Origin of the sequence: Nocardioides panacisoli (assembly GCF_039537325.1) — a bacterium.
GTDB classification, from domain to species: Bacteria; Actinomycetota; Actinomycetes; order Propionibacteriales; family Nocardioidaceae; genus Nocardioides; species Nocardioides panacisoli.
Window position 1 is genome coordinate 22,911 of sequence record NZ_BAABAH010000004.1, and the last position, 22,424, is coordinate 45,334.

Here is a 22,424-nt window from a genome sequence, read left to right on the forward strand (position 1 = left end):
TCGACGCGTGACCACCGCACCGGCGCGCGCGGCCCTCGACGAGGCCCTGGCGCTGCTCGCGTGCCGGCCGCTGGTGGTGCTGACCGGCGCCGGGCTCTCGACCGACTCGGGGATCCCGGACTACCGCGGGCCGCTGGCGCCGGCGCGCCGCCCGATGACCTACCAGGAGTTCGTGTCCGGGCCGGGTGCCCAGCAGCGGTACTGGGCGCGCAGCCACCTCGGCTGGAGCCGGATGAAGAAGGCCGAGCCGAACGCCGGGCACAGCGCCGTCGCCGAGCTCGGCGCCGAGCTGGTGATCACCCAGAACGTGGACGGCCTGCACGAGGCCGCCGGCACGAAGCCGCTGGTCGCGCTGCACGGCCGGATCTCCGACGTCGTCTGCCTGTCCTGCCGACGTACGTCGCCGCGCACCGTGCTGCAGGCGGAGCTCGAGGCGCTCAACCCCGGCTGGGCCACCCGGCACGCGGACGTCGAGGTGCGGCCCGACGGCGACGTCGACCTCGACGACACCGGCGACTTCGTCGTGCCGGTCTGCGGCTGCGGCGGGGTTCTCAAGCCGGACGTCGTGTTCTTCGGCGAGAACGTCCCGAAGGAGCGGGTCGCCCGCTGCTACGACGCCGTCGACGCCCTCGCCGAGGTCGACGGGGCGCTGCTCGTCGCGGGCTCGAGCCTGACCGTGATGAGCGGCCTGCGGTTCGTCCGCCGCGCCGCCTCCCTCGGCGTACCGGTCGTCATCGCCAACCGCGGCGAGACCCGCGGCGACCCCCTGGCGACGTACAAGATCGACGTCGGCGTCAGCGACTGGCTCCCCCTCCTCGCGTCGAATCGGCGCCCGCTCCGGGTTGAATCGAGGATTCCTCGCGTTGATTCGAGGGTCTCTGGAGGTTGATTCGAGGATTGCTGCGGGAGCCGCGGACACCAATCCTCGAATGAACGCCTACAGACCTTCGAATCAACCCCTACAGCTTCTTGACGAAGATGTGGTCGGCGGCCTCGGGGAAGATCTCGGCGGACTCGCCGCCGGAGCCGACGAGCACGCCGTCGGCGGTGGCCTGGATGGTGATCGTCTTGTCGGGGAGGGCGCCGACCCGGCGCATCGCGCTCATCAGCGACTCGTCCTTCTGCATCTCCTCGGAGATCCGGCGCACGAGCGCGCGGCTGGTCTCCGGGCCCGCGGCCTTGGAGAGCGGCTCGACGTCGGACATGAACGCCTCGCCGAGCGACTCCTGGCCGAGCTCGGAGAGCCCGGGGATCGGGTTGCCGTAGGGCGACTCGGTCGGGTGGTCGAGCAGGTCGATCAGCCGACGCTCGACGGTCTCGGAGATCACGTGCTCCCACCGGCACGCCTCCTCGTGGACGAGCTCCCAGTCGAGGCCGATGACGTCGGTGAGCAGCCGCTCGGCGAGCCGGTGCTTGCGCATCACCCGGGTCGCCAGCCGGTTGCCCTCGTCGGTGAGCTCGAGATGACGGTCCCCCTCGACCGTGAGCAGTCCGTCGCGCTCCATCCGGGCCACGGTCTGGGAGACGGTGGGGCCGCTCTGGTGCAGCCGCTCGGCGATCCGCGCACGCAGCGGGACGATGCCCTCCTCGACCAGCTCGTAGATGGTCCGGAGGTACATCTCGGTGGTGTCGATCAGATCGCTCACCGGCCCATTCTTGCTCATCCCCCCGCGTGCAAGAGTTGGCGCTATGCCCACCCTGCGCATCCCCCGACGCTTCAACGGACCGCGGGGCTCGGGCAACGGCGGCTGGAGCGCCGGCGCACTCGCCGCGACCCTGCCCGACGCCGGGATGGGCAGGCCGGTCACCGTCGCCCTGCGGATGCCGCCGCCGCTCGACATACCGCTGCCGCTGACGACCCGCCCCGACGGCGCCGTCGTCAGCTACCAGGGGCGCACCGTCGCCCAGGCGGCGTACGCCGACCACGCGCCCGAGCCGGTGCCCGGCGTGCCGGCCCGCGAGGCGGCGCAGGCGGAGGCCCGCTACAAGGGCCACGAGCACCACCCGTTCCCGACCTGCTTCACCTGCGGCACCCACCGGCGCCCGGGCGACGGGCTGCGGATCTTCGCCGGGCCCGTCGGGTCTCGTGACGGTCGCTTCGCGACCTCCTCGACCACCGCGGAGACCGGCCGGGTCGCCTCGACGTGGACACCGTTCGAGACGTCGGTGCCGATCACCTGGGCGGCCCTCGACTGCCCCGGCGGCTGGGCCTCGGACCTCGAGGAGCGGCCGGTGGTGCTCGGCACGATCACCGTGCTCGTCGAACGGCTGCCGACGACGGCCGAGCGCTACGTCGTCGTCGGCGAGCAGCGCGGCGTCGAGGGCCGCAAGACCTACACCGCCGCCACGCTCTACGACCCGGTCGGCGACATCGTCGCCACTGCCGAGCACATCTGGATCGCCATCGACCCCAAGGAGTTCGCTTGACCGCCCCCCACGCGCCGTGGTGGCGCGAGGCCGTCGTCTACCAGGTCTACATCCGCAGCTTCGCCGACGACTTCCCGCAGGGCGGCGGTGACGGCGTCGGAGACCTCCGCGGCATCACCTCGCGCCTCCCCTACCTGCGCGACCTCGGCGTCGACGCCCTGTGGGTCACGCCGTTCTACACCTCGCCGCAGCACGACCACGGCTACGACGTCGCCGACTACAAGGACGTCGACCGGCTGTTCGGGACCCTCGCGGACGCCGACGCGCTCGTCGCGCGTGCCCACGAGCTCGGCCTGCGACTGATCGTCGACCTGGTTCCCAACCACACCTCCTCGGAGCACCCGTGGTTCCAGGCGGCGCTGGCGGCCGGCCCGGGCTCGGCCGAGCGCGCACGCTACCTGTTCCGCGACGGCAAGGGCCCGGACGGGAGCGAGCCACCCAACAACTGGCTCTCGGTGTTCGGTGGCCCGGCCTGGACCCGCGTCGAGGACGCGGACGGGAGGCCCGGCCAGTGGTACCTCCACCTCTTCGACCCCTCCCAGCCGGACCTCGACTGGCGCAACCCCGAGGTGCCGGCGATGTTCGAGGACGTGCTGCGGTTCTGGCTGGACCGCGGCGTCGACGGGTTCCGGATCGACGTCGCCCACGGCCTGTTCAAGGAGGCGAGCCTCCGGGACCAGGTGCGGCCGGAGGGCGACGACGAGCCCGAGCTGCACGTGCCGGCCCTGCTGCGCAGGAAGGACGCGCCGGCCGGCGACCCCGGCGAGCGAGAGCACTCGATGGTCGAGCGCCTGCTCGACGACGAGCCGATGTGGGACCAGCCGGAGGTGCACGAGGTCTACCGCAGCTGGCGGCGGATCCTCGACGAGTACGACGGCGACCGGATGATGGTCGCCGAGGCCTGGACCCAGACGCCGGAGTCGATGGCGCGCTTCGTGCGACCCGACGAGCTGCACCAGACCTTCAACTTCGCCTGGCTCGGCGCTCCGTGGGACGCGGCGGCGTTCGGCGAGGTGATCACCGACTCCCTGGCCGCGCTCGCCTCGACCAGCTCCACACCCACGTGGGTCCTGTCCAACCACGACGTCGTCCGGCACGCCACCCGGTACGGCGGCGGCCCGGCCGGCGTCGCGCGAGGCCGTGCGGCGACGCTCGCCATGCTCGCGCTGCCGGGATCGGCGTACGTCTACCAGGGCGAGGAGCTCGGCCTCGAGCAGGTCGAGGTACCTCCGGAGGCCAGGCAGGACCCGTCCTGGTTCCGCACCGGCAAGCCGGGCCGCGACGGCTGCCGGGTGCCGCTGCCGTGGTCGGGCGCCGCGCCGCCGTACGGCTTCGGACCCGGCGCGGGGCAGCCCTGGATCCCGCAGCCGACCGACTGGGCCGACCTCACCGTCGAGCACGAGCTCGCCGACGAGGACTCGACGCTGGCCTTCTACCGCCGCGCGCTCGCCGCCCGGCGCGCCCATGTCCTCGGCACGGACGAGGCCACCACGGCCGAGGTCGAGGGCGACACCCTCGTCGTACGGCGGGGCGCGCTCACCGCCGTCCTCAACACCGGCACGGCTCCCGTCGACCTGCCGGCCGGCGAGGTGCTCATCGCGAGCGGGCCGCTGCCCGCGGGGGGCGCGTCGTTGCCGCCCGACACCGCGGTCTGGCTGCGTTGACCAGGGTTGACCAGGGTTGATCAGGTGCTGGAGTCGAGCGTCTGGTTGTAGCGCGCGAGCGAGCCGACCAGGTCCATGATGTCGGCGGCGCTCCACTCCCCGAGCTTCTCCGAGAGCCCCTCGCGACGCTCGACCTCGACGGCGCCCATCCGCCGGACCGCCTCGTCCGTCACGCTGATCAACGTGGCGCGGCCGTCGGTCGGGTCCGGGGCGCGGGTGACCAGGCCCAGGTCCAGCAGGTGCTGGACCTGCCGGCTGACGGCGCCCTTGTCGAGGTCGAACACCGAGCACATGACCGACGCCCGGAGCGGGCCGTGCTCGCGGACGTAGCCCAGCATCAGGTACGCCGACGCCTGCAGCTCGGGGTGGACCGCACGGCCGCGTTCGCCGATCGCCCGGCGGATCCGGCGCAGCAGCACGCCGAACTCCTGCTCCAGCTGACGCATCGCCTGCTCCCGGGTCGGTTCGCTCACCGAAGCACTTCCTCCCGCGGTCCGTCACCGGACGCCGCGACGACGTGCTCGTCCGGGGCCTCGAACGCCGGCCAGTCCACTGGCTCGCCGCTCGCGACCACGCCGGCCTCGGTGGCCGACTCGGAGACGTCGATCGTGGTGCGCAGCGGGACCTCCTTGATGAACAGCACGCAGACCAGTGCGAGCACCGCGAACGGTACCGCGATGAGGAACAGGTGCCCCGTGGCCGCGCCGAACGCCGATTCGTACAGGGCGGCGAGCGGTGCCGGCAGGGAGGAGATGTCCGGGATGTCGCCGGTGCTGTGCTGCAGGGAGGCGAGCTGGTCGGGCGTGACCTGACCCTTCGCCACGAGGGCGCCGAGACCGTCCTTGAAGCTGGCGGTCACCTGGTGGGCAAGGACCGCGCCGAGCGCCGAGACGCCCACCGAGCCGCCGATCGAGCGGAACATCGCGACCACCGAGCTGGCCGCGCCGAGGTCCGCCTGCTTGACGTTGTTCTGGACCGACAGCACCAGGTTCTGCATGGTGGCGCCGAGGCCGAGGCCGGTGATCGCCATGAAGACGCCGACCACGGCGAGCGGGGTGTCCGCGTCGATCGTCCCGAGCAGGCCGACGCCGGCGATCACGAGCACCATGCCGCCGACCAGCCACTTCTTCCAGCGGCCCGTCTGGGTGATGATCCGGCCCGTCACGATGCTGGAGAGCAGCAGCCCGCCGACCATGCAGATCGACATCAGGCCGGCCCGGGTCGGGGACATGCCGCGGGCGAGCTGGAAGTACTGGCTCAGGTAGACCGTGGCGCCGAACATCGCGACGCCGATCATCACCGACGCGGCCGTGGCCAGCGCCGTCGTACGGTCGCGGAACAGGCGGAGCGGGATGACGGGCTCGGCGGCGACGCGGGCCTCGACCCAGATCGCACCGGCGATCAGCCCGACGCCGAGGGCGACGATCGCGCCCGAGGTGCCGGAGACCCAGGCGAAGTCGGTGCCAGCCAGCGACACCCAGACCAGCAGCAGGCTGATGCCGGCCATGATCAGCGTGGCGCCGAGGTAGTCGATCTTGACGGCGCGCTTCACGGTGGGCAGGTGCAAGGTCTTCTGCAGCACCACGAACGCGAGGGCCGCGATCGGGAGGCCGACGAAGAAGCAGCCCCGCCAGCCGAGCGGGCTGTCGACGATGAGGCCGCCGAGCAGCGGACCGCTGACCGTCGCGGTCGCGAAGACGGCCCCGATGTAGCCGCTGTAGCGGCCGCGCTCGCGCGGGGTCACCATCGAGGCGATGACGACCTGGACCAGCGCGGTGAGGCCGCCGACGCCGAGTCCCTGGACGACGCGGGCGCCGATCAGGACGCCCATGCTGGGAGCAAACGCCGCGATCAGCGAGCCGACGGAGTAGATGACCAGAGCGCTCTGGACGAGCAGCTTCTTGCTGAACAGGTCCGACAGCTTGCCCCAGATCGGGGTGGTCGCCGTCATGGCGAGGAGAGTGGCGACGACGACCCACGTGTAGCCGGTCTGGTCGCCGTGCAGGTCGGCCACGATCCGCGGGAGCGCGTTGCTCACGACGGTGCTGGACAGCATCGCCACGAACATGGCGAGCAGCAGCCCGGTCAGGGCCTCCAGGATCTCCTTGTGGGTCATCGGCCGGGTCTCGGCCTGCGCACCCGTGCTTCGGTCGGTCACGTCGCTCCTTCGGGAACACCCGTCATTGGTTGATGGGAGCAACTTTATCCCTGTTGGTTGTCGCAGTCAACTTCTCGTTCCCGCGTAACCCCTGCCGAGTCGGCACAAGCTTGAGCCGACTCGCGGAAAAATGAGGCGACCCGCAGGCGTGGTCGGTGACCAGGCCGGGGGACGATCCCGGTTTCGCCTGCGGGTCGGGTGGACTGCTGGGTATTCGCCAGCAGCGTCAGGGGCATCTCAACCCCTCCTCAGCGCTGCCGGGGCTGCTAGCGGGCAGCCACCTCACGCGTCCTAGAAGAATTCATTCCTCGGACCACCTCCTTTCCCGTGTGCCACGAATTTAGGTCGTGGACGGCCGCCGCACAACGGCTTTACACAGCGGCCGCTTCGAACTGCGCGGCGTGGAGGCGGGCGAAGGGGCCGCCGGCCGCCAGCAGCTCCTCGTGCGAGCCCTGCTCGACGATCCGGCCGTGCTCCATCACCAGGATCAGGTCGGCGTCGCGGATGGTGGAGAGCCGGTGCGCGATGACGAACGACGTGCGGTCCGAGCGCAGGGCGGCCATCGCGTGCTGGACGAGCAGCTCGGTGCGGGTGTCGACCGAGGAGGTCGCCTCGTCCAGGATCAGCAGCGCCGGCTGCGCGAGGAAGGCCCGGGCGATGGTGATCAGCTGGCGCTCGCCCGCCGAGAGGTTCGAGCCCTCATCGTCGACCATCGTGTCGTAGCCCTCGGGCAGCGAGTGGACGAACCGGTCGACGTACGTCGCCCGCGCGGCCTCGCGGATGTCCTCCTCGGTCGCGTCGGGCCGGCCGTAGGCGATGTTGTCGCGGATCGTCCCCTCGAACAGCCAGGTGTCCTGGAGGACCATCCCGATCCGGCCGCGCAGCTCGGCGCGGGGCATCGCGGTGATGTCGACGCCGTCGAGCGTGATCCGGCCACCGTCGAGCTCGTAGAACCGCATGATCAGGTTGACCAACGTGGTCTTGCCCGCCCCCGTCGGTCCCACGATCGCCACCGTCTGCCCCGGGCGCGCGACCAGCGACAGGTCCTCGATCAACGGCTCCTCGGGGTCGTAGGAGAACGACACGTTCTCGAACGCGACCATTCCATTGGCCGAGCGTGTCGCAGATCGACCACTCGGCATGCTGCCGGCCGTGCCCGGTCCGCCTACGTCGGGGACCTCCTCCTCGGCGTCGAGCAGCTCGAAGACCCGCTCGGCGGAGGCGACGCCGGACTGCAGCAGGTTGGCCATCGAGGCGACCTGGGTGAGCGGCTGGTTGAACTGGCGGGTGTACTGGATGAAGGCCTGCACCTCGCCGAGGCTCAGCGTGCCGTGGGCGACCCGCAGGCCGCCGAGGACGGCGATCGCGACGTAGTTGAGGTTCCCGATCAGCATCATCACCGGCATGATCAGGCCGCTCACGAACTGGGCGCGCCAGGAGGAGGTGTAGAGCTCCTCGTTCTGCCGGTCGAACTCCGCCTCGACGGCCTGGCGGCGGCCGAAGACCGACACCAGCGCGTGCCCGGAGATGGCCTCCTCGATGTGCGCGTTGAGGGTGCCGGTCTGCCGCCACTGGCTGATGAACTGCTTCTGGGAGCGCTTCATGATCCGGCCGGTGACGACCATCGAGATCGGCACCGAGACCAGCGCCACGAGCGCGAGCAGCGGCGAGATCCAGATCATCATCGAGAGCACCGCGACCACGGTCAGGATCGAGGTGAGCAGCTGGCTCATCGTCTGCTGCAGGCTCTGGCTGACGTTGTCGATGTCGTTGGTGACCCGCGACAGCAGCTCGCCGCGCGGCTGCCGGTCGAAGAAGGCCAGCGGCAGCCGGTTGACCTTGTCCTCCACGTCGGAGCGCATCCGGCGCACCGTCGCCTGCACGAGGTCGTTGACCAGGATGCCCTGGAGCCACGACAGGACCGCGGACGCGACGTACACCGCCAGCACGATCAGCAGCACGTGGCCGACGGCGGTGAAGTCGACGCCCACGCCGGGCACGACGTCCATGCCGCGCAGCAGGTCCGCGAACCGGCCCTGCCCGTCGGCCTCGGCGGCCTGGATCGCCTGCGCCTTGGTGATGCCCGCCGGCAGCTGCTTGCCGATGAAGCCGTTGAACACCAGGTCGGTGGCGTGCCCGAGGATCCGCGGGCCGAGCGCCATCAGGGTGACGCTCCCCACCGCAAGCAGGAGTACGCCGATCGCGCGCCCCCGCTCGGGGGCCAGGCTCCGCAGCAGCCGGCGGGAGGAGGCGCGGAAGTCGTTCGCCTTCTGGCCCACCATGCCGCCGCCCATCGGGCCGCGGCCGGGGCCGGGACCGGCGACGATCCGCTCGGTGGTCTTCAGGGTGCCCGGCTTGCCCGCCGGCTTCGCGTCGGGACTCTGGGTCGTCGTCATGCCGCCGCCCCTTCCGTGATGCCCTGGCTGGCCGCGATCTCCCGGTAGGTCGGGTTCGTGGCGAGCAGCTCGTCGTGGGTGCCGCGGCCGACGACCTCGCCGTCCTCGAGCACCACGATCAGGTCGGCGTCGCGGATCGTCGCGAGGCGCTGCGCCACGATGACCACGGTCGCGTCGCGGGTCACCGGCTTGAGCGCCGCCCGCAGCCGCGCGTCCGTGGCGAGGTCGAGCGCCGAGAAGGCGTCGTCGAACAGGTAGATCTCCGGCTGCCGCACGAGCGCCCGCGCGATGGCGAGCCGCTGCCGCTGACCGCCCGAGACGTTCGTGCCGCCCTGGGCGATCGGCGCGTCGAGCCCCTCGGGCATCTCGCGGACGAAGTCGCTCGCCTGGGCGATCTCCAGCGCCCGCCAGAGATCGTCGTCGGTGGCGTCCGGGTTGCCGTAGCGCAGGTTGGAGGCGACCGTCCCGGAGAACAGGAACGCCCGCTGCGGCACCAGCCCGATCCGCTTCCAGAGCACCTCGGGCTCGAGCTGGCGCACGTCGACCCCGTCGACGAGCACCCGGCCCTCGGTCGCGTCGAGCAGCCGCGGCACCAGGTTGACCAGCGTGGTCTTGCCGGCGCCGGTCGAGCCGATCACCGCGACCGTCTGGCCGGGCCGGGCGGACAACGAGACGCCGTGCAGCACCGGCGCCTCCGCGCCGGGGTAGGTCACGCCGACGCCCTCGACGTCGAGGTGCCCGGCGACGCCCGCCAGATCGGTCCCGGTCACCGCAACCGCCGGCGGCACGACGCTGGACCGCGTGTCGAGGACCTCCCCGATCCGGTCGGCGCACACCGACGCCCGGGGGATCATCATCAGCATGAACGTCCCCATCATCACGCTCATCACGATCTGCATGAGGTAGGACAGGAACGCCGTCAGCGATCCGACCTCCATCGACCCGTCGTCGACGCGGTGCCCGCCGAACCAGATCACGGCCACACTGGCGACGTTCGCGATCAGCATCACCAGCGGGAACATCGTCGCCATCCAGCGGCCGGCCCGCACGGAGACCTCGGTCAGGTCGTCGTTGGCCCGGGCGAACCGCTGGGTCTCGAGCGGCTCGCGCACGAACGCGCGCACCACCCGGATGCCGGTGATCTGCTCGCGCAGGATCTTGTTGACACCGTCGAGCCGCTCCTGGACCAGCCGGAACGCCGGCACCATGTTGGCCACGACGACGCCGATGCACACGCCCAGGACGGGCGCGACGACCGCGACCAGCCAGGACAGGCCGAGGTCCTGGCGCATCGACATCACGATCCCGCCGATCATCATCACCGGGATCATCACGGCCATCGTGCACGTCATCATCGCCAGCATCTGCACCTGCTGGACGTCGTTGGTGGCGCGGGTGATCAGCGACGGGGTGCCGAAGTGCATGACCTCGCGGCTGGAGAACGTGCCCACGCGGCCGAACACCGCGGCCCGCAGGTCGCGGCCGAACGCCATCGACGCGTGCGAGGCGAACCACGCCGCGACCACCGAGCAGGCCGCCTGGAGCAGCGAGACGACCAGCATGACGCCGCCGAGCCGGACGACGTAGCCGGTGTCGCCGGTGGCCACGCCCTTGTCGATGATGTCGGCGTTGAGGCTGGGCAGGTAGAGCATCGCCACGGTCGCGGCGAACTGGAGCACCACGATCACCGACAGCCAGGGCTTGTACGGCGACAGGTGGGTCCTGAGCAGGCGGAGCAGCATCAGGCGGTCACCTCAGCAGGTCGGCGGACGACGCCGTAGAGCACGGTGTCGACGATCTCGGCGGGTGTGAGCACCTCGCCGTTCGAGAACTTGGGGTGGCTGCCCGAGAACGTGAGGAGCCGGAGCAGCTGCACGAGCTGGCCGGCCGGGACCATCAGCTCGGGCTGGTCGGGCTCGAAGACCGCGGTCATCGCGGCGAACGACTCCCGGATCCGGTCCATGTGCTCGGCCCGGTGGCGATCGGGCGGCCCCACCATCCCGACCGCGTGCATCAGCGCGAACATCTCGCGGAACCGGTCCTGCAGCAGCGTCACCAGGACGATCGCGCGGTCGCGGAGGGGCAGGTCGGGGTCGATCGCGAGGACGTCCTCGATCATCCGGCCGGGCTCGAAGGCTTTCGCGAGGGCGGCCTCGACGAGCTCCTCCTTGCTGTCGAAGACCCGGAAGATGGTGCCCTCGGCGACGCCGGCGGCCTCGGCGATCAGTCGGGTGGGCACGGCACGGCCGTGCTCGGTGAGCAGCGGGAGCGTGGCGTCGATGAGGGCCGCCCGGCGCTCGTCGGGCGCCATCGGGGCTGCACGGGGTGGCATGCCCGCCAGCGTAAATGAGTGAGCACTCACTCACAAACCGGTTATCGCGTGCCCTATCCTGCCGTGCGTGACCGCAGCCCGCGCGCTCCGCATCCTCGGGACCGGGGCGGTCGTCCCCGACAACGAGCTCCTCAGCACCGCGATCGACGAGCGCCTCGGCCTGGCCGCCGGGACGGTCGAGGCGAGAACCGGCGTCCGGGTGCGGTACGTCGAGCACGGCACCGCCGCCCAGCTCGGTGCCCGGGCGGCCCGGAAGGCGCTCGCCGCGGCCGGCCTCGACCTCGCCGACGTCGACGTGATCATCGGCGCCAGCGCCACCCCCGACCAGCCGCTCCCCTGCAACGCCGCCCTGCTCCACGAGGAGCTGGCCCCACCGCACCCGGTGCCGGCGTGGGACGTCAACGCCAGCTGCCTGAGCTTCCTGGTCGCCCTCGACCTCGCCGCCACCCTGATCGACGCGGGCCGGCACCGCCACGTCCTGGTGGTCTCCTCCGACATCGCCTCGGTCGGGCTCGACTGGTCCGAGCTCGGCGCGTCGGGGATCTTCGGCGACGGCGCCGCGGCGGCCGTGCTCGGCCCCGCCGACGGCACCGACTCCGCGGTCCTCGCCGCCGGCTTCTCCACCCACAGCGAGGGCGCGCACACCTGCGAGATCCCAGGCGGCGGCTCCCGGCACGCACCCGACCGCGTCGAGGGGCCCTACGGCGACATCGCCCGCTTCCGGATGGACGGCGGAGCGGTCTTCCGGCTCGCGATCCAGCACCTGCCGCCGTTCGTGGACGGGCTCCTGGCCGAGGCCGGCGACATCGAGCTCCCGGACCTTCCTCTCGTGATACCTCACCAGGCGAGCCACCACGGCCTCTCCTGGCTGCGCCAGCGGCTCGGGCTGCGGGACGACCAGATGGTCGACATCTACGCCGACCGCGGCAACCAGGTCGCGGCGTCGCTGCCGTCCGCCCTCCATGCCGCGATCGAGTCCGGCCGGCTGCGCCGTGGCGACCTCGCGCTGCTGCTCGGCACCGGAGCCGGGCTGTCCATCGGAGGGATCGTCCTGTGCTACTAGAACAGCCCGAGGTGGACCTGCACTGGCTGCGGGTCGGTCACTGCAAGGGGCCGGAGGCGATGGCCCGCAGCGGCGGGAAGCTGCGGATGATCGAGTTCCCGTCCTACGTCGGCGCGATCCGGCATCCCGAGCACGGCTGGACGCTGTTCGACACCGGCTACTCCGACCACTTCTTCGACGCGACCCGGTCCGGGACGGGCCGGATCTACCGCGGCATCCTGCCGGTGACGCTGCCCGAGCAGGAGCACCTCCCGCGGCAGCTGGCGGCGCTCGGCGTGGAGCCGGGCGACGTACGACGGATCGTGCTCTCGCACTTCCACGGCGACCACGTCGGCGGCCTCGTCGACTACCCGCACGCCCGGATCGTCGCCGGCGCGTCCGGAGCCGAGCAGGCGCTGTCGGTCCGGGGCGTCGCGGCGCTCCGGCACGCGATCGTCCCGGCGCTGCTGCCCGGCGACCTCCAGGACCGGCTGGACCCGGTGGCCGGCTACCCGCGGGTGGAGCTCGACGGCGGTCTGCAGGGCTGGGACCTGCTCGGCGACCGCAGCCTGGTCGCCGTCGACCTGCCCGGGCACATGCCCGGCCACCTCGGGCTGCTGGTCAGGGTGGACGGCCGGCAGGCGCTGCTCGCCGGCGACGCGGCGTGGACGACGGCGTCCTACCGCGACCTCGACCCGCCGGCGCGGCTGGCCCGGTCGATCTTCGACGACTGGCCGGCGTACGACCGCACGCTGCACGCGCTCCACCGGGCCGCCGCCGACCACCCGGACCTGGTCGTGCTGCCGGCCCACTGCCCGGAGGGCGCCCGGACCTGGTCGGGGGCGCAGGCCTGATGGCAGTCGGGCAGCTGGACGTCGCACGGGTCTTCGCGCGCGACCGCTGGCTGCCCCACGACCCGCGGCGCGCGGGCCGGGCGTTGCGCCGGTTCCTCGCGGAGGACCTGGTCCTCTCCGACTTCTACCGGCCGTACGCCGGCCTCCCGCTCGCCGAGATCCCGGTGGTCGACAAACGCACGGTGCTCGCGGAGTTCGCCGCCTTCAACCGGCACCGGATCACCCTCGACCAGGCGCTCGCCGTGGCCGAGGGCGCCGAGCGCAGCCGCGACTTCGGTGCGCGGGTCGGCGGGGTGACGGTCGGGCTGTCGACGGGCACCTCGGGCACCCGCGGCGTCTTCCTCGTCTCCGACGCCGAGCGCCGGCTCTGGGCGGGCACCCTGATGGCGCAGCTGCTCGCCCCGGAGGCGCTGCGGCTGATGGCGCGGCGGCCGCTCCGGGTCGCGCTGTTCCTCCGTGCCAACAGCAACCTCTACGAGACCCTCGACAGCCGGCGGGTCGCGTTCGCGTGGCACGACCTGACCGTGCCGCTCGAGCAGCAGCTGCCCGCGCTGCGCGGCACCGACGTCGTGGTCGCCCCGGCCAGCGTGCTGCGGGCGATCGCGGAGGCCGCGGTCCCCGGGCTCGAGCCGACCCAGGTCGTCTCCGTCGCGGAGACGCTCGAGCCGGACGACGAGGCGGTGATCGCCGCCGCGTTCGGCCGCCGGGTCGACCAGATCTACCAGGCGACCGAGGGCCTGCTCGCCGTCAGCTGCCCGGCGGGACGGCTGCACCTCAACGAGCGCTACGTGCACGTCGAACCCGAGTGGCTCGACCACCGCCGCTTCCACCCGGTGGTCACCGACTTCGCGCGCACCACGCAGTTCGTCGTCCGGCACCGGCTCGACGACGTGCTGCTCGCCGCCCCCGGGCCGTGCCCGTGCGGCCGTCCCGGCCGGACGGTGGCCGCGGTGCTCGGCCGGGCCGACGACGTGCTCGAGCTGGCCGGCGAGGCCGGTCCGGTGCGGGTCTACCCCGACGCGCTGCGGCACGCGGTGGCGCTCGCGGGACAGGTCGAGGACCACCGGATCCGGCAGACGGGCCGCGAGTGGCAGGTCGCCGTACGAGCGAGGGAGCCGGAGGCCGCCCTCGACCGGATCGCCGACGAGGTGGCGCGGCTGGCGCGCCGGCTGGGCGCCGAGCCGCCGCGGGTGGTGGCCGCGCCGTGGCCCGACGAGGCGCCGGACCAGAAGCGGCGGCGGATCAGGAGGACATCGTGAGGATCTTGGTGACGGGGGCGTCCGGGTTCGTCGGCGGCCGGCTGGTCGAGCTGGCCCGCGACCGGCACGAGGTCTTCGGCATCGGCCGGCGCAAGCTGGACCGCGCCGACTACGCCAGCGTCGACCTCGGCCGTACGCCCGTCGACGAGCTGCCCGAGCTGCCCTGGCACCCGGACGCCGTCGTCCACTGCGCGGCCCGCGCGACGCCGTACGCCTCCCGCCGCGACTACGAGCGCGACAACATCACCGGCACCCGCACCGTCGTCGAGTGGGCCCGGATGCTCGGTCGAGTGGGGGCATCCCCCCGGTTGGTGCACGTGTCGTCGAGCTCGGTGCTCTACCACGACGGCGACCAGCTCGACCTGACCGAGGAGTCGCCGGTCGGGCCGACCTTCGCCAACGACTACGCGCGCACCAAGGCGGCCTCCGAGCAGGTCGCACAGGAGTACGACGGCTCGGTCGTCGTGGCCCGCCCGCGCGCGGTGTTCGGGCCCGGGGACACCGTGCTCTTCCCGCGGATCATCGCCGCCGCCAAGGCCGACCGGCTGCCGCTGCTCACCGGCCGGGACACACCGGCGGTCGGCGACCTGATCTATGTCGACAACCTCGCGGAGTACCTGCTCGAGCTCGCCGTCCGGCCGGAGCTCACCGGCGTCTACCACCTGACCAACGCCGAGCCCGTCGACATGCAGGCGCTGCTCGTCGACGTGCTCGACCGCCTCGGCTTCCCTCCTCCGCGCCGCGAGGTGCGCATCGGTACGGCGCTGCGTGCTGCCACCGCGCTCGAGCGGACCTGGCGGCTGCTGCACCTGCCCGGCGAGCCGCCGATCACCCGCTACGGCGTGGGCGTGCTCAGCTGGTCGAAGACGTTCGACCCCGACAAGATGCTCCGCGACCTGGGCGCTCCGGGGATCTCGATCGAGAAGGGCATCGCCGAGTTCGTCGACTGGCAGAAGGAGCGGCTCTAGGAGCCGGGCTCAGGGCACGCCGAGCGCGCCGCGCTTGGCGTCGTACATCGCCACGTCGGCCATCGCGACGAGCGAAGCTGTGTCGTAGTCGGCCGAGCAGGCGGTGCCGACCGACGCGCGCACGTCGACCGAGCTGCCCTGCCAGTCCATCGAGAACGTCAGCGCGTCGCGCACCCGGTGGCCCAGGTCCTCGGTGGCGCTGCGCGGGAGGCGGGCAGCGACCAAGAACTCGTCGCCGCCCATCCGCGCGACGAGGTCGTGCTGCCGCGCGGTCGCGCGCAGCCGCCGGCCGACCTCCGCGAGCACCGCGTCCCCGGCGGCGTGGCCGAGGCCGTCGTTGATCGGCTTGAAGGAGTCCAGGTCGGCGTACGCCACAACGACCGCCTCGGTCGAGGACAGCGCCGCAACCTCTCGGGAGAGCCACGGATCGACGACCCTGCGGGACGCGCACCCGGTGAGTGCGTCGGTGTCGGCCTCGTCGCGCGCGCGGCGGAGGGCCTCCTCCCGCACGGCCTGCGCGCCGATCAGGCGTGCGAAGAGCCGCATGGTGGGCAGGTGCGCCTCGGCGTCCCCGGCGACGACGGAGTCGGCCGCGCAGAGCGTGCCCCAGAGCCTGCCGTCCGGCATCTCCACCGGCACGGAGACATAGACCTGGATGCCGAGCGTCCGCGCGGCGTCGCTGTCGCCCCACATCGACGGCACGTCGGTCGTGCAGGGCCGGTCCTCCTCGAGCGCGCGCTTGCAGAGGGTGTCGGCCCACGGGACGAACAGCCCCTCCGGCATCTCGAAGCCAGAGCGGGAGTTGCGCGCGTAGCGGATCTCCTGCACCCCGGACGCCTCGTGCACGACGGTCAGGTACGTCGATGCGAGGCCGGTCAGGTCAGCCAGCGCCTCCAGCAGCGGACGCGTGAGGTGCTCGACGTCCTCGGCCCCCTCGACGGCGGTGGCCAGCGACTCCAGCCCGGTCGGGGCGGCCGGCGGCTGCTCGACCGAGGACCCGAGCGCGAGCACGAGCGGTGCCATCACCTCCGCGAGCCCGGTCAGGACGTCGCCGTCGCGAGAGTTGAGCGAGGTGTGCACGGTGCTGCCGTGAGCAGCAAGGACCCCGAACACAGCGCCGTCCTCGTCGCGCAGCGGCACGCCGGCGTAGGAGCCGATCACCCCTCGCTCGTGCAGCCGCTCGTCGGTGCGGGCGTCGGCCACCAGGAGCGAGCCCTCGGCGAGCACGCGGTCGGAGCCGAGCCGGTCCACCGGTAGGAGCGCCTCCGCGGTTCCGTCGGCCTCGGCAGCGGCATGCACCGAAGCGACCACCCTGCTGGGCCCGACGTCATCGGCGACGACCACGCACGCCGTCTCCATGGCCAGCTGCTCGCACACCAGTGTGAGGAGGCGGGTGAGCGCCGCTCGAGGCTCGCCTCCCGCCACCTGGCGTGCGAGGTCCTGCAGGACGGGCACCGCGGTCACGAGGGCCATCCTGCGGAGCAAGATGCGCCGGGCGGCAGGCTTCTCCGGCATTTCGACCGGTCGGGCCGCGCTGCCTGGTCCTTCCGGGCCATGCCCGCATGGCTCGGTCGGCCTTGTTGTCGTCCGCGGGCCACGAGGGAGGGAAGGTCGATGTCGGACGAGCCGGATGCGACGCAGCGGGCGGCAACCTACGGACGGTCCGCGCTGGCGGAGCCGACGGCCGCCTGACCCCCTCGCGACACCGTCCCCGCGCGAGCCGCGAGCGCGCGCTTTCCCGGAAACAGCAACAGGGGCTGGCGTCCGGCGCCGGGAGCGAGGACGTTGGGGGTCTGAGCGATCGCACGGTCTGGACCATCGCTCCTCGGGAAGTCCTCGCTTGATCGGGGCGGCGCCTCCGGCGCCGAACTGCTCGACTCGGCGCGAGCGTGCCGTCACCTCGCGCGTCCCGATCCTCTGGAGCTCATCATGCTGATCCGCCTCGCCAACCTCTGCTATCGACGGCGCCGGGTCGTGGTGGTCGTCTGGCTCGCCGCCCTGCTCGGTGCGTTCGCCCTCGCCAGCGCCTTCGGCGGCGAGCTCAAGCAGGACTATCTCCAGCCGGGATCGGAGTCCAAGGCCGCCGCCGACACTCTCGACCGGAACTTCCCCCAGCGGTCGGGCGACACGATCCAGGTCGTGGTCCACTCCGACGCCGGCCTCTCCTCGCCGGCCGTGGTGGCCCGGGCCGAGGCGATCTTCGCGGAGGTCGCCACCGAGGATCACGTGGTCGGCGTCGCCAGTCCGTTCGCAGCCGGCGGTGCCCGTCAGATCTCCGCGGACGGTAGGACGGCGTACGCCGAGGTCGCCCTCGACATGACGCACTCGGACTTCACGGTCCAGGAGGCCAAGGACCTGGTCGAACCGATCCTTGCCAATGGCGACGGCTCCCTCCAGGTCGAGGTGGGCGGCGAGGTCGCCCTGCTCTCCCAGACCGTCTCGGTCGGGACCGAAGGCATCGGTCTGGCCGCCGCGGCGGTCATCCTGCTCCTGGTCTTCGGGTCCGCCGTGGCCATGGGCCTGCCTTTGATCACCGCCTTGTTCGGCCTCGGCACGTCGCTGATGCTGGGCGAGGTCCTGCGTCGCGTGGTGGACGTCCCGGACTGGGCTCCCCCCACCGCCGCGATGGTCGCCCTCGGCGTCGGCATCGACTACGCGCTCCTCATCGTCACCCGGTTCCGGTCCGGCCTCGCCGACGGACAGGAGCCGCGACGGGCGACCCTGAACGCCATCGCGACAGCGGGACGGTCGGTCTGCTTCGCGGGACTCGTCGTGATCGTCTCGATGCTCGGCATCCTGCTCGTGGGTCAGGCGGCCCTGAACGGGTTCGCCTTCACGGTGTCTCTCGCCGTGCTGATCACCATGGCCGCCTCGCTCACACTGCTGCCGGCCATGCTCGGCTTCGCCGGCCGCAACATCGAACGCCTCCACGTCCCCTTCATCGGCAAGGCCACCCAGGCTCCTGGTGCGTCGCGGTGGTTCCGGTGGAGCCGTCTCGTCCAGCGCCGTCCGTGGGCAGCCGCCATCGGTGGGCTCGTGGTTCTCCTGGCCCTGGCCGCGCCGTTCCTCGGCATCCGGTTCGGCTTCCCCGACGCTCAGAACGACCCACCCACGTTCACCACGCACAAGGCCTACGAACTGCTCGCAGAAGGCTTCGGCCCAGGATTCTCGGCACCTCTTCTCCTCACCGTTCAGGGCGCATCCGGCGAGGAGCTGCTGAGCGAGGTGGACGCCCTGAGCACCGAGCTGTCCGACGTGGCCGGCGTAGCAGACGTCTCCCCCGCGTCGATCAACGACGCAAAGGACACCGCGCTGCTCGCCCTGATCCCCACGACCTCGCCCCAGGACCAGGCGACCGAGAACCTGGTGGACCGCCTCCGCGGCACGGTTCTTCCCGAAGCGACCGCGGGCACGGACCTCACCGTCGACGTCGGGGGGTCGACCGCGGTCAACCTCGACATCACCCATGGTGTCGCCGACCGTCTTCCCCTGTTCTTCGGCGGCGTCCTGCTCGTGTCGTTCCTCCTCCTGATGATGGTCTTCCGTTCCATCGTGGTGCCGCTCAAGGCAGTGGTCATGAACCTGCTCGCCAGCGCCGCCGCCTTCGGGGTCCTGACCCTCGCTGTCAGCGGCGGTCGGCTGGGGGACCTGGTCGGCATCCCGGAGCGAACGCCGGTGCCGATCCTGCTGCCGCTGGGGATCTTCGCGATTCTCTTCGGCCTCTCCATGGACTACGAGGTCTTCCTGATCTCACGGATCAAGGAGGAGTACGACAAGACCGGCGACAACGCGCTCGCGGTCGCCGACGGACTCGCCAAGTCCGCTCGAGTCATCACCGCCGGCGCGGCCGTGATGGTCGCGGTGTTCCTGTCGTTCGTACTGGGCCAGGACGTCTTCGGAAAGATGTTCGGGATCGGCCTGGCTTCGGCCGTGCTCATCGACGCGACCATCGTCCGAATGGTGCTCGTCCCGGCCACCATGGAGCTGCTCGGCGACCGCAACTGGTGGCTCCCGGGCTGGCTCGATCGGCTGCTCCCCCATGTCCGGGCCGAGGGTCATGACCTCTCCGACGACGATGTCGAGGTGTCCGGCGTCATCGACGAGGAGCCACCAGTTGCGGCCGGAGCCGGCGCGTGAGCGCCGTCCTGCCGCGCCGGATCGTCCACTCCGCGATGGCGGCGTTGATGGCCCAGGCGGCCGTCATCGACATCGCCTTGCTGAGGTCGTTCACGCCGAGGGTGGCCTCGCCGATGCCCTCGGTGAATGCCTGGGTGCCGGCGCCGACGGCCAACGCATAGGCACGGATCATCCACGCGCGGTGCGCATCCACCTGACCGCGCCGGATCGCGGTGACCCCCAGGACGATGAACGCCGCGGTGAGGGTGCCGACGAGGAGCCGGACCGCCCAGAGCAGGGCCCCACCCGGGGCGTCGGGGTAGAAGAGCGTCATCCAGACACCGGAGCCTGCGACGACCAGTCCAGCGCCGGCGGCGACGCGCCCTGACCGCCGGTGCCATCCGGGTCGGCGGCGGCGCAAGCCGCCCGAGAACTGGAGCACGCCCAGCACGACGTACAGGACCGCTCCGATGACGTGGAGCACCAGGGGAGCGGGAGACGCCGCGATGCGCGGGTTGACCGGCAGCAGTGGGGGACCGCCGGCGATCTCGACCAGTCGAAGGGCTCCCGAGACCAGCGGGATCAGGCTCAGGACCAGCAGCGCGACGAGCACCCGCCAGCCCGCCCCACCACGGGCCGCCCGATCGGCCGTGGTGGGGCGAGCTTGGGAAGCGTGCTGCGTCACCGGACGAGGGCCTCAGCCGTCCGGGCCTCCGGCTCGGTGGCGGCCGCGTCGCTGCTCTCGACCGTCACCTGGGGCAGGACGCGGTCCAGCCAGGCCGGCAGCCACCAGTTCGCCTTGCCGAGCAGAGCCATCGCGGCGGGGACCAGCACCATCCGCACGATGGTGGCGTCGATGGCGATGGCGACGGCGAGACCGAGGCCGAGCATCTTCAGCGACGGCACCGGGCTGGCGACGAAGCTGAGGAAGACCACGATCATGATGAGTGCGGCGGAGGTGACCACCCTCCCGGTCCCGGCCAGGCCTCGGGCGACCGCCTCGGCGTTGTCGCCGATCCGGTTGTACTCCTCCCGGATCCGCGAGATGAGGAACACCTCGTAGTCCATCGAGAGCCCGAACAGGATCGGGAACATGATCACGACGATGATCGAGGTGATCGGAGTCGGGCCCTCGAGGCCGAGCAGCTCTGCTCCCCAGCCCCACTGGAAGACCGCGACCAGGACGCCGTACGCGCCACCGATGGAGAGCAGGTTCATCACCGCGGCCTTGAGCGGCACGGCGATCGAGCGGAACACCAGCATGAGCAGCAGGAACGAAACGGCGATGACGGTGCCGATGAAGAAGGGCAGGGTGTCGCTGAGCTGAGCGTTGAGGTCGTCGGTCGTGGCCGTGACGCCGGTGACGTAGACGTTTCCGGGGATGATGTCTCGCACTCGCTCGATGGTCGCGGAGGTGTCCGCGGCGGCGGGTCCGGTCGTCGGCACAGCCGTGAAGACCTGGATGTCGCCGTCCTTCGAGGAGAGGGGTTGGTTGACGGCTGCGATCCCGGGAACGTCCGCGATCTGCTGGGAGAGGGCATCGACGCCGGCGGCGTCGACACCATGCTCGTCGAGGTCCACGACCACCGAGAGTGGCGCGTTGATGCCGACACCGAAGCCCTCGGTGAGCAGGTCGTACGCCTGTCGGTGAGTTGTGTGGGCCGGAGCGTCTCCCGCGGCGGGGAAGGCGGTCTGCATCGCCAGCGCCGGCAAGGCGACGACGAGCAGGGCCGCGACGGAGGCAAGCAGGTAAGGAAGGGGACGTGCCGAGACCCGGTGGGCGAAGCGCCACCAGGCGGTCTCCTCGGCAGGCTTGTGCGCACGGTGGCGGCGGGTCAGGCGACCCTTGTCGATGCGGTTGCCCAGGAGGCTGAGCAGTGCCGGCAGCAGGGTGATGGCGGAGGCGACCGCGGCAGCCACCATGAGAGCCGTGGCGAGGCCGATCGAGGTGAGCACCCCGAGGCCGGTGATGGCGAGGGCGGCGGTGGCGACGACGACGGTCCCGCCGGCGAAGACGACCGCGGCTCCGGAGGTGCCCATCGCGTTTGCCAGCGCGGTGCCGTTGTCCTGGCCTCCGGCCCGGTTCTCGCGGTACCGGGACACGACGAACAACGCGTAGTCGACGCCGACGCCCAGGCCGACCAGACCTGCGACAGGGATGGCCGACGGTGAGACGTCCATGACCGCTGTCATCAGCATGATGCCGCCGACACTGGTCCCGACGGCGATCAACGAGATCCCGATCGGCAGGACCGCGGCCACCATCGTCCCGAAGACGACGAGAAGAACGAGGAGCGCCACGAGGAGCCCGATGGCGATGTGAGGAGAGGGCTCATCCTCGGCCTTGAGGAACACGGCGTCACCACCGAGCTCCACCTGGAGTCCGTCGACCTCCACTGTGGAGACGGCCTTCGAGATCACCGTGAACTCCGGCTTGTCGAGGTCTCGCACCGGTGCGTCCAGCGTGAGCTGTGCGTACCCGATCCGGCCGTCCTCGGAGATCGTGCCGTCCGCGAAGGGGTCGCCGACGGACTCGACGTGAGCGACCTCGGACACGTCGGCGAGAACGTCGGCAATCTCTGCGCGACGCGCCTCGAGCGGCTGGCCGTCCTCGGATGCGAAGACGACAAGGGCCGTCGCCTTGGCGGCATCGGGGAAGGTGTCGGTGATCAGCTCCGTCGCGTGCGCGCTCTGGCTGCCCTTGGCCGAGTAGTCATCGACGAAGGTGCCTCCCAGAGCGCCGGCGACGGCAAAGACCGCAGCCATCAGGAGGCCCCACGCCGCGATCGTGCGCCAGGGGTGCCGCGCGGTGGCCATGGCGATGCCACGGGTGAATCTGTTCATGGTCGTGCCTTTCGAGGAGGGGTGGTGTGCGAGGTCGGATCGACCGGTGCAACCGGCGACTCGTCCGCTGGAACGCGGACGACCGAGACGAGGGGCAGCCCGGTGTCGCGGACCTTGTGCAACAGGCCGTGCAGGGCCGACTGGTCGACGACGACCCCGCGGAGGACGGTGGTGCCGTCGTCCTCGTTGGTCACGGTCAGGTCGTCGAACCAGGTGGTCCAGCGCGGGTGGAGGTGCCCCTTGAGTCGGATCTCGTAGCGCCCGGGACCGTGGGTGTCACCGCTCGACATCGCGCTCATGTCGGCGAAGCTAGGGAGCGATGTGGTGAGCGCGGATCACCACATGTGGTGAACGGCAGGGTGAT

General features: G+C 71.7%; 18 protein-coding genes. 8 read left to right on the plus strand and 10 right to left on the minus strand.

The window, feature by feature from the left end; all coding sequences use genetic code 11:
* Positions 1 to 7 precede the first annotated feature (7 nt).
* A complete protein-coding gene (locus ABD709_RS07555; protein WP_344773929.1) occupies positions 8 to 889 on the plus strand; it encodes a Sir2 family NAD-dependent protein deacetylase in 882 nt (293 codons plus the stop codon).
* Positions 890 to 959: 70 nt separating this feature from the next.
* On the opposite strand, the gene ABD709_RS07560 is transcribed toward ABD709_RS07555, so the two are convergent.
* Complete coding sequence (locus tag ABD709_RS07560) at positions 960 to 1,646, minus strand: iron-dependent transcriptional repressor DtxR (RefSeq protein ID WP_344773931.1); 687 nt, start codon at positions 1,644 to 1,646, stop codon at positions 960 to 962.
* Positions 1,647 to 1,689: 43 nt separating this feature from the next.
* Between ABD709_RS07560 and ABD709_RS07565 the strand changes: the two genes are divergently transcribed.
* Both ABD709_RS07565 and ABD709_RS07570 read left to right on the plus strand, forming a co-directional pair.
* Positions 1,690 to 2,427 carry a hypothetical protein gene (locus ABD709_RS07565; protein ID WP_344773933.1) on the plus strand — a complete coding sequence of 246 codons (738 nt, stop codon included), beginning with the start codon at positions 1,690 to 1,692 and terminating at the stop codon, positions 2,425 to 2,427.
* Positions 2,424 to 4,091, plus strand: a complete 1,668-nt coding sequence (locus ABD709_RS07570; RefSeq protein ID WP_344773935.1) for a glycoside hydrolase family 13 protein — start codon at positions 2,424 to 2,426, stop codon at positions 4,089 to 4,091. The genes ABD709_RS07565 and ABD709_RS07570 overlap by 4 nt, the downstream gene beginning before the upstream one ends.
* Positions 4,092 to 4,111: 20 nt before the next feature.
* Here the strand turns inward: ABD709_RS07570 and ABD709_RS07575 are convergent, their stop codons facing one another.
* The 5 genes from ABD709_RS07575 to ABD709_RS07595 all read right to left on the minus strand — a co-directional run bounded on the left by ABD709_RS07575 (position 4,112) and on the right by ABD709_RS07595 (position 10,977).
* Positions 4,112 to 4,564 carry a MarR family winged helix-turn-helix transcriptional regulator gene (locus ABD709_RS07575; protein ID WP_344773937.1) on the minus strand — a complete coding sequence of 151 codons (453 nt, stop codon included), beginning with the start codon at positions 4,562 to 4,564 and terminating at the stop codon, positions 4,112 to 4,114.
* A complete protein-coding gene (locus ABD709_RS07580) occupies positions 4,561 to 6,249 on the minus strand; it encodes an MDR family MFS transporter (protein WP_344773939.1) in 1,689 nt (562 codons plus the stop codon). Before ABD709_RS07580 ends, ABD709_RS07575 begins: the two co-directional genes overlap by 4 nt.
* A gap of 371 nt (positions 6,250 to 6,620) precedes the next feature.
* A complete protein-coding gene (locus ABD709_RS07585) occupies positions 6,621 to 8,645 on the minus strand; it encodes an ABC transporter ATP-binding protein (protein ID WP_344773941.1) in 2,025 nt (674 codons plus the stop codon).
* A complete protein-coding gene (locus ABD709_RS07590; protein ID WP_344773943.1) occupies positions 8,642 to 10,387 on the minus strand; it encodes an ABC transporter ATP-binding protein in 1,746 nt (581 codons plus the stop codon). The genes ABD709_RS07585 and ABD709_RS07590 overlap by 4 nt, the downstream gene beginning before the upstream one ends.
* Entirely contained in the window at positions 10,387 to 10,977 is a 591-nt protein-coding gene (locus ABD709_RS07595; RefSeq protein ID WP_344773945.1) for a TetR/AcrR family transcriptional regulator, read from the minus strand. Before ABD709_RS07595 ends, ABD709_RS07590 begins: the two co-directional genes overlap by 1 nt.
* A 67-nt stretch (positions 10,978 to 11,044) precedes the next feature.
* Here ABD709_RS07595 and ABD709_RS07600 point away from each other — a divergent pair, with 67 nt between their 5' ends.
* The 4 genes from ABD709_RS07600 to ABD709_RS07615 are packed head-to-tail and all read left to right on the plus strand — an operon-like array spanning position 11,045 to position 15,100.
* Positions 11,045 to 12,040, plus strand: coding sequence for a 3-oxoacyl-[acyl-carrier-protein] synthase III C-terminal domain-containing protein (locus tag ABD709_RS07600; RefSeq protein WP_344773947.1), 996 nt, complete (start codon positions 11,045 to 11,047; stop codon positions 12,038 to 12,040).
* Between the two features lie 11 nt (positions 12,041 to 12,051).
* A complete protein-coding gene (locus tag ABD709_RS07605; RefSeq protein WP_344773949.1) occupies positions 12,052 to 12,873 on the plus strand; it encodes an MBL fold metallo-hydrolase in 822 nt (273 codons plus the stop codon).
* Positions 12,873 to 14,132, plus strand: coding sequence for a F390 synthetase-related protein (locus ABD709_RS07610; RefSeq protein ID WP_344773951.1), 1,260 nt, complete (start codon positions 12,873 to 12,875; stop codon positions 14,130 to 14,132). Before ABD709_RS07605 ends, ABD709_RS07610 begins: the two co-directional genes overlap by 1 nt.
* Complete coding sequence (locus ABD709_RS07615) at positions 14,129 to 15,100, plus strand: NAD-dependent epimerase/dehydratase family protein (protein ID WP_344773953.1); 972 nt, start codon at positions 14,129 to 14,131, stop codon at positions 15,098 to 15,100. Before ABD709_RS07610 ends, ABD709_RS07615 begins: the two co-directional genes overlap by 4 nt.
* Positions 15,101 to 15,109: 9 nt before the next feature.
* Here the strand turns inward: ABD709_RS07615 and ABD709_RS07620 are convergent, their stop codons facing one another.
* Positions 15,110 to 16,564 (minus strand): GGDEF domain-containing protein, encoded by a 1,455-nt coding sequence (locus tag ABD709_RS07620; protein ID WP_344773955.1) that lies wholly within the window; start codon positions 16,562 to 16,564, stop codon positions 15,110 to 15,112.
* Positions 16,565 to 17,029: 465 nt separating this feature from the next.
* On the opposite strand from ABD709_RS07620, the gene ABD709_RS07625 reads away from it, so the two are divergent.
* Positions 17,030 to 19,237 (plus strand): MMPL family transporter, encoded by a 2,208-nt coding sequence (locus ABD709_RS07625; RefSeq protein ID WP_344773957.1) that lies wholly within the window; start codon positions 17,030 to 17,032, stop codon positions 19,235 to 19,237.
* Here the strand turns inward: ABD709_RS07625 and ABD709_RS07630 are convergent.
* The 3 genes from ABD709_RS07630 to ABD709_RS07640 are packed head-to-tail and all read right to left on the minus strand — an operon-like array spanning position 19,194 to position 22,359.
* Complete coding sequence (locus tag ABD709_RS07630) at positions 19,194 to 19,901, minus strand: DUF2306 domain-containing protein (protein ID WP_344773959.1); 708 nt, start codon at positions 19,899 to 19,901, stop codon at positions 19,194 to 19,196. The genes ABD709_RS07625 and ABD709_RS07630 overlap by 44 nt on opposite strands.
* Entirely contained in the window at positions 19,898 to 22,060 is a 2,163-nt protein-coding gene (locus ABD709_RS07635) for an MMPL family transporter (RefSeq protein ID WP_344773961.1), read from the minus strand. The genes ABD709_RS07630 and ABD709_RS07635 overlap by 4 nt, the downstream gene beginning before the upstream one ends.
* Positions 22,057 to 22,359: a hypothetical protein gene (locus ABD709_RS07640; RefSeq protein WP_344773963.1), complete on the minus strand. Its 303-nt coding sequence runs from the start codon at positions 22,357 to 22,359 to the stop codon at positions 22,057 to 22,059. Before ABD709_RS07640 ends, ABD709_RS07635 begins: the two co-directional genes overlap by 4 nt.
* Positions 22,360 to 22,424 lie beyond the last annotated feature (65 nt).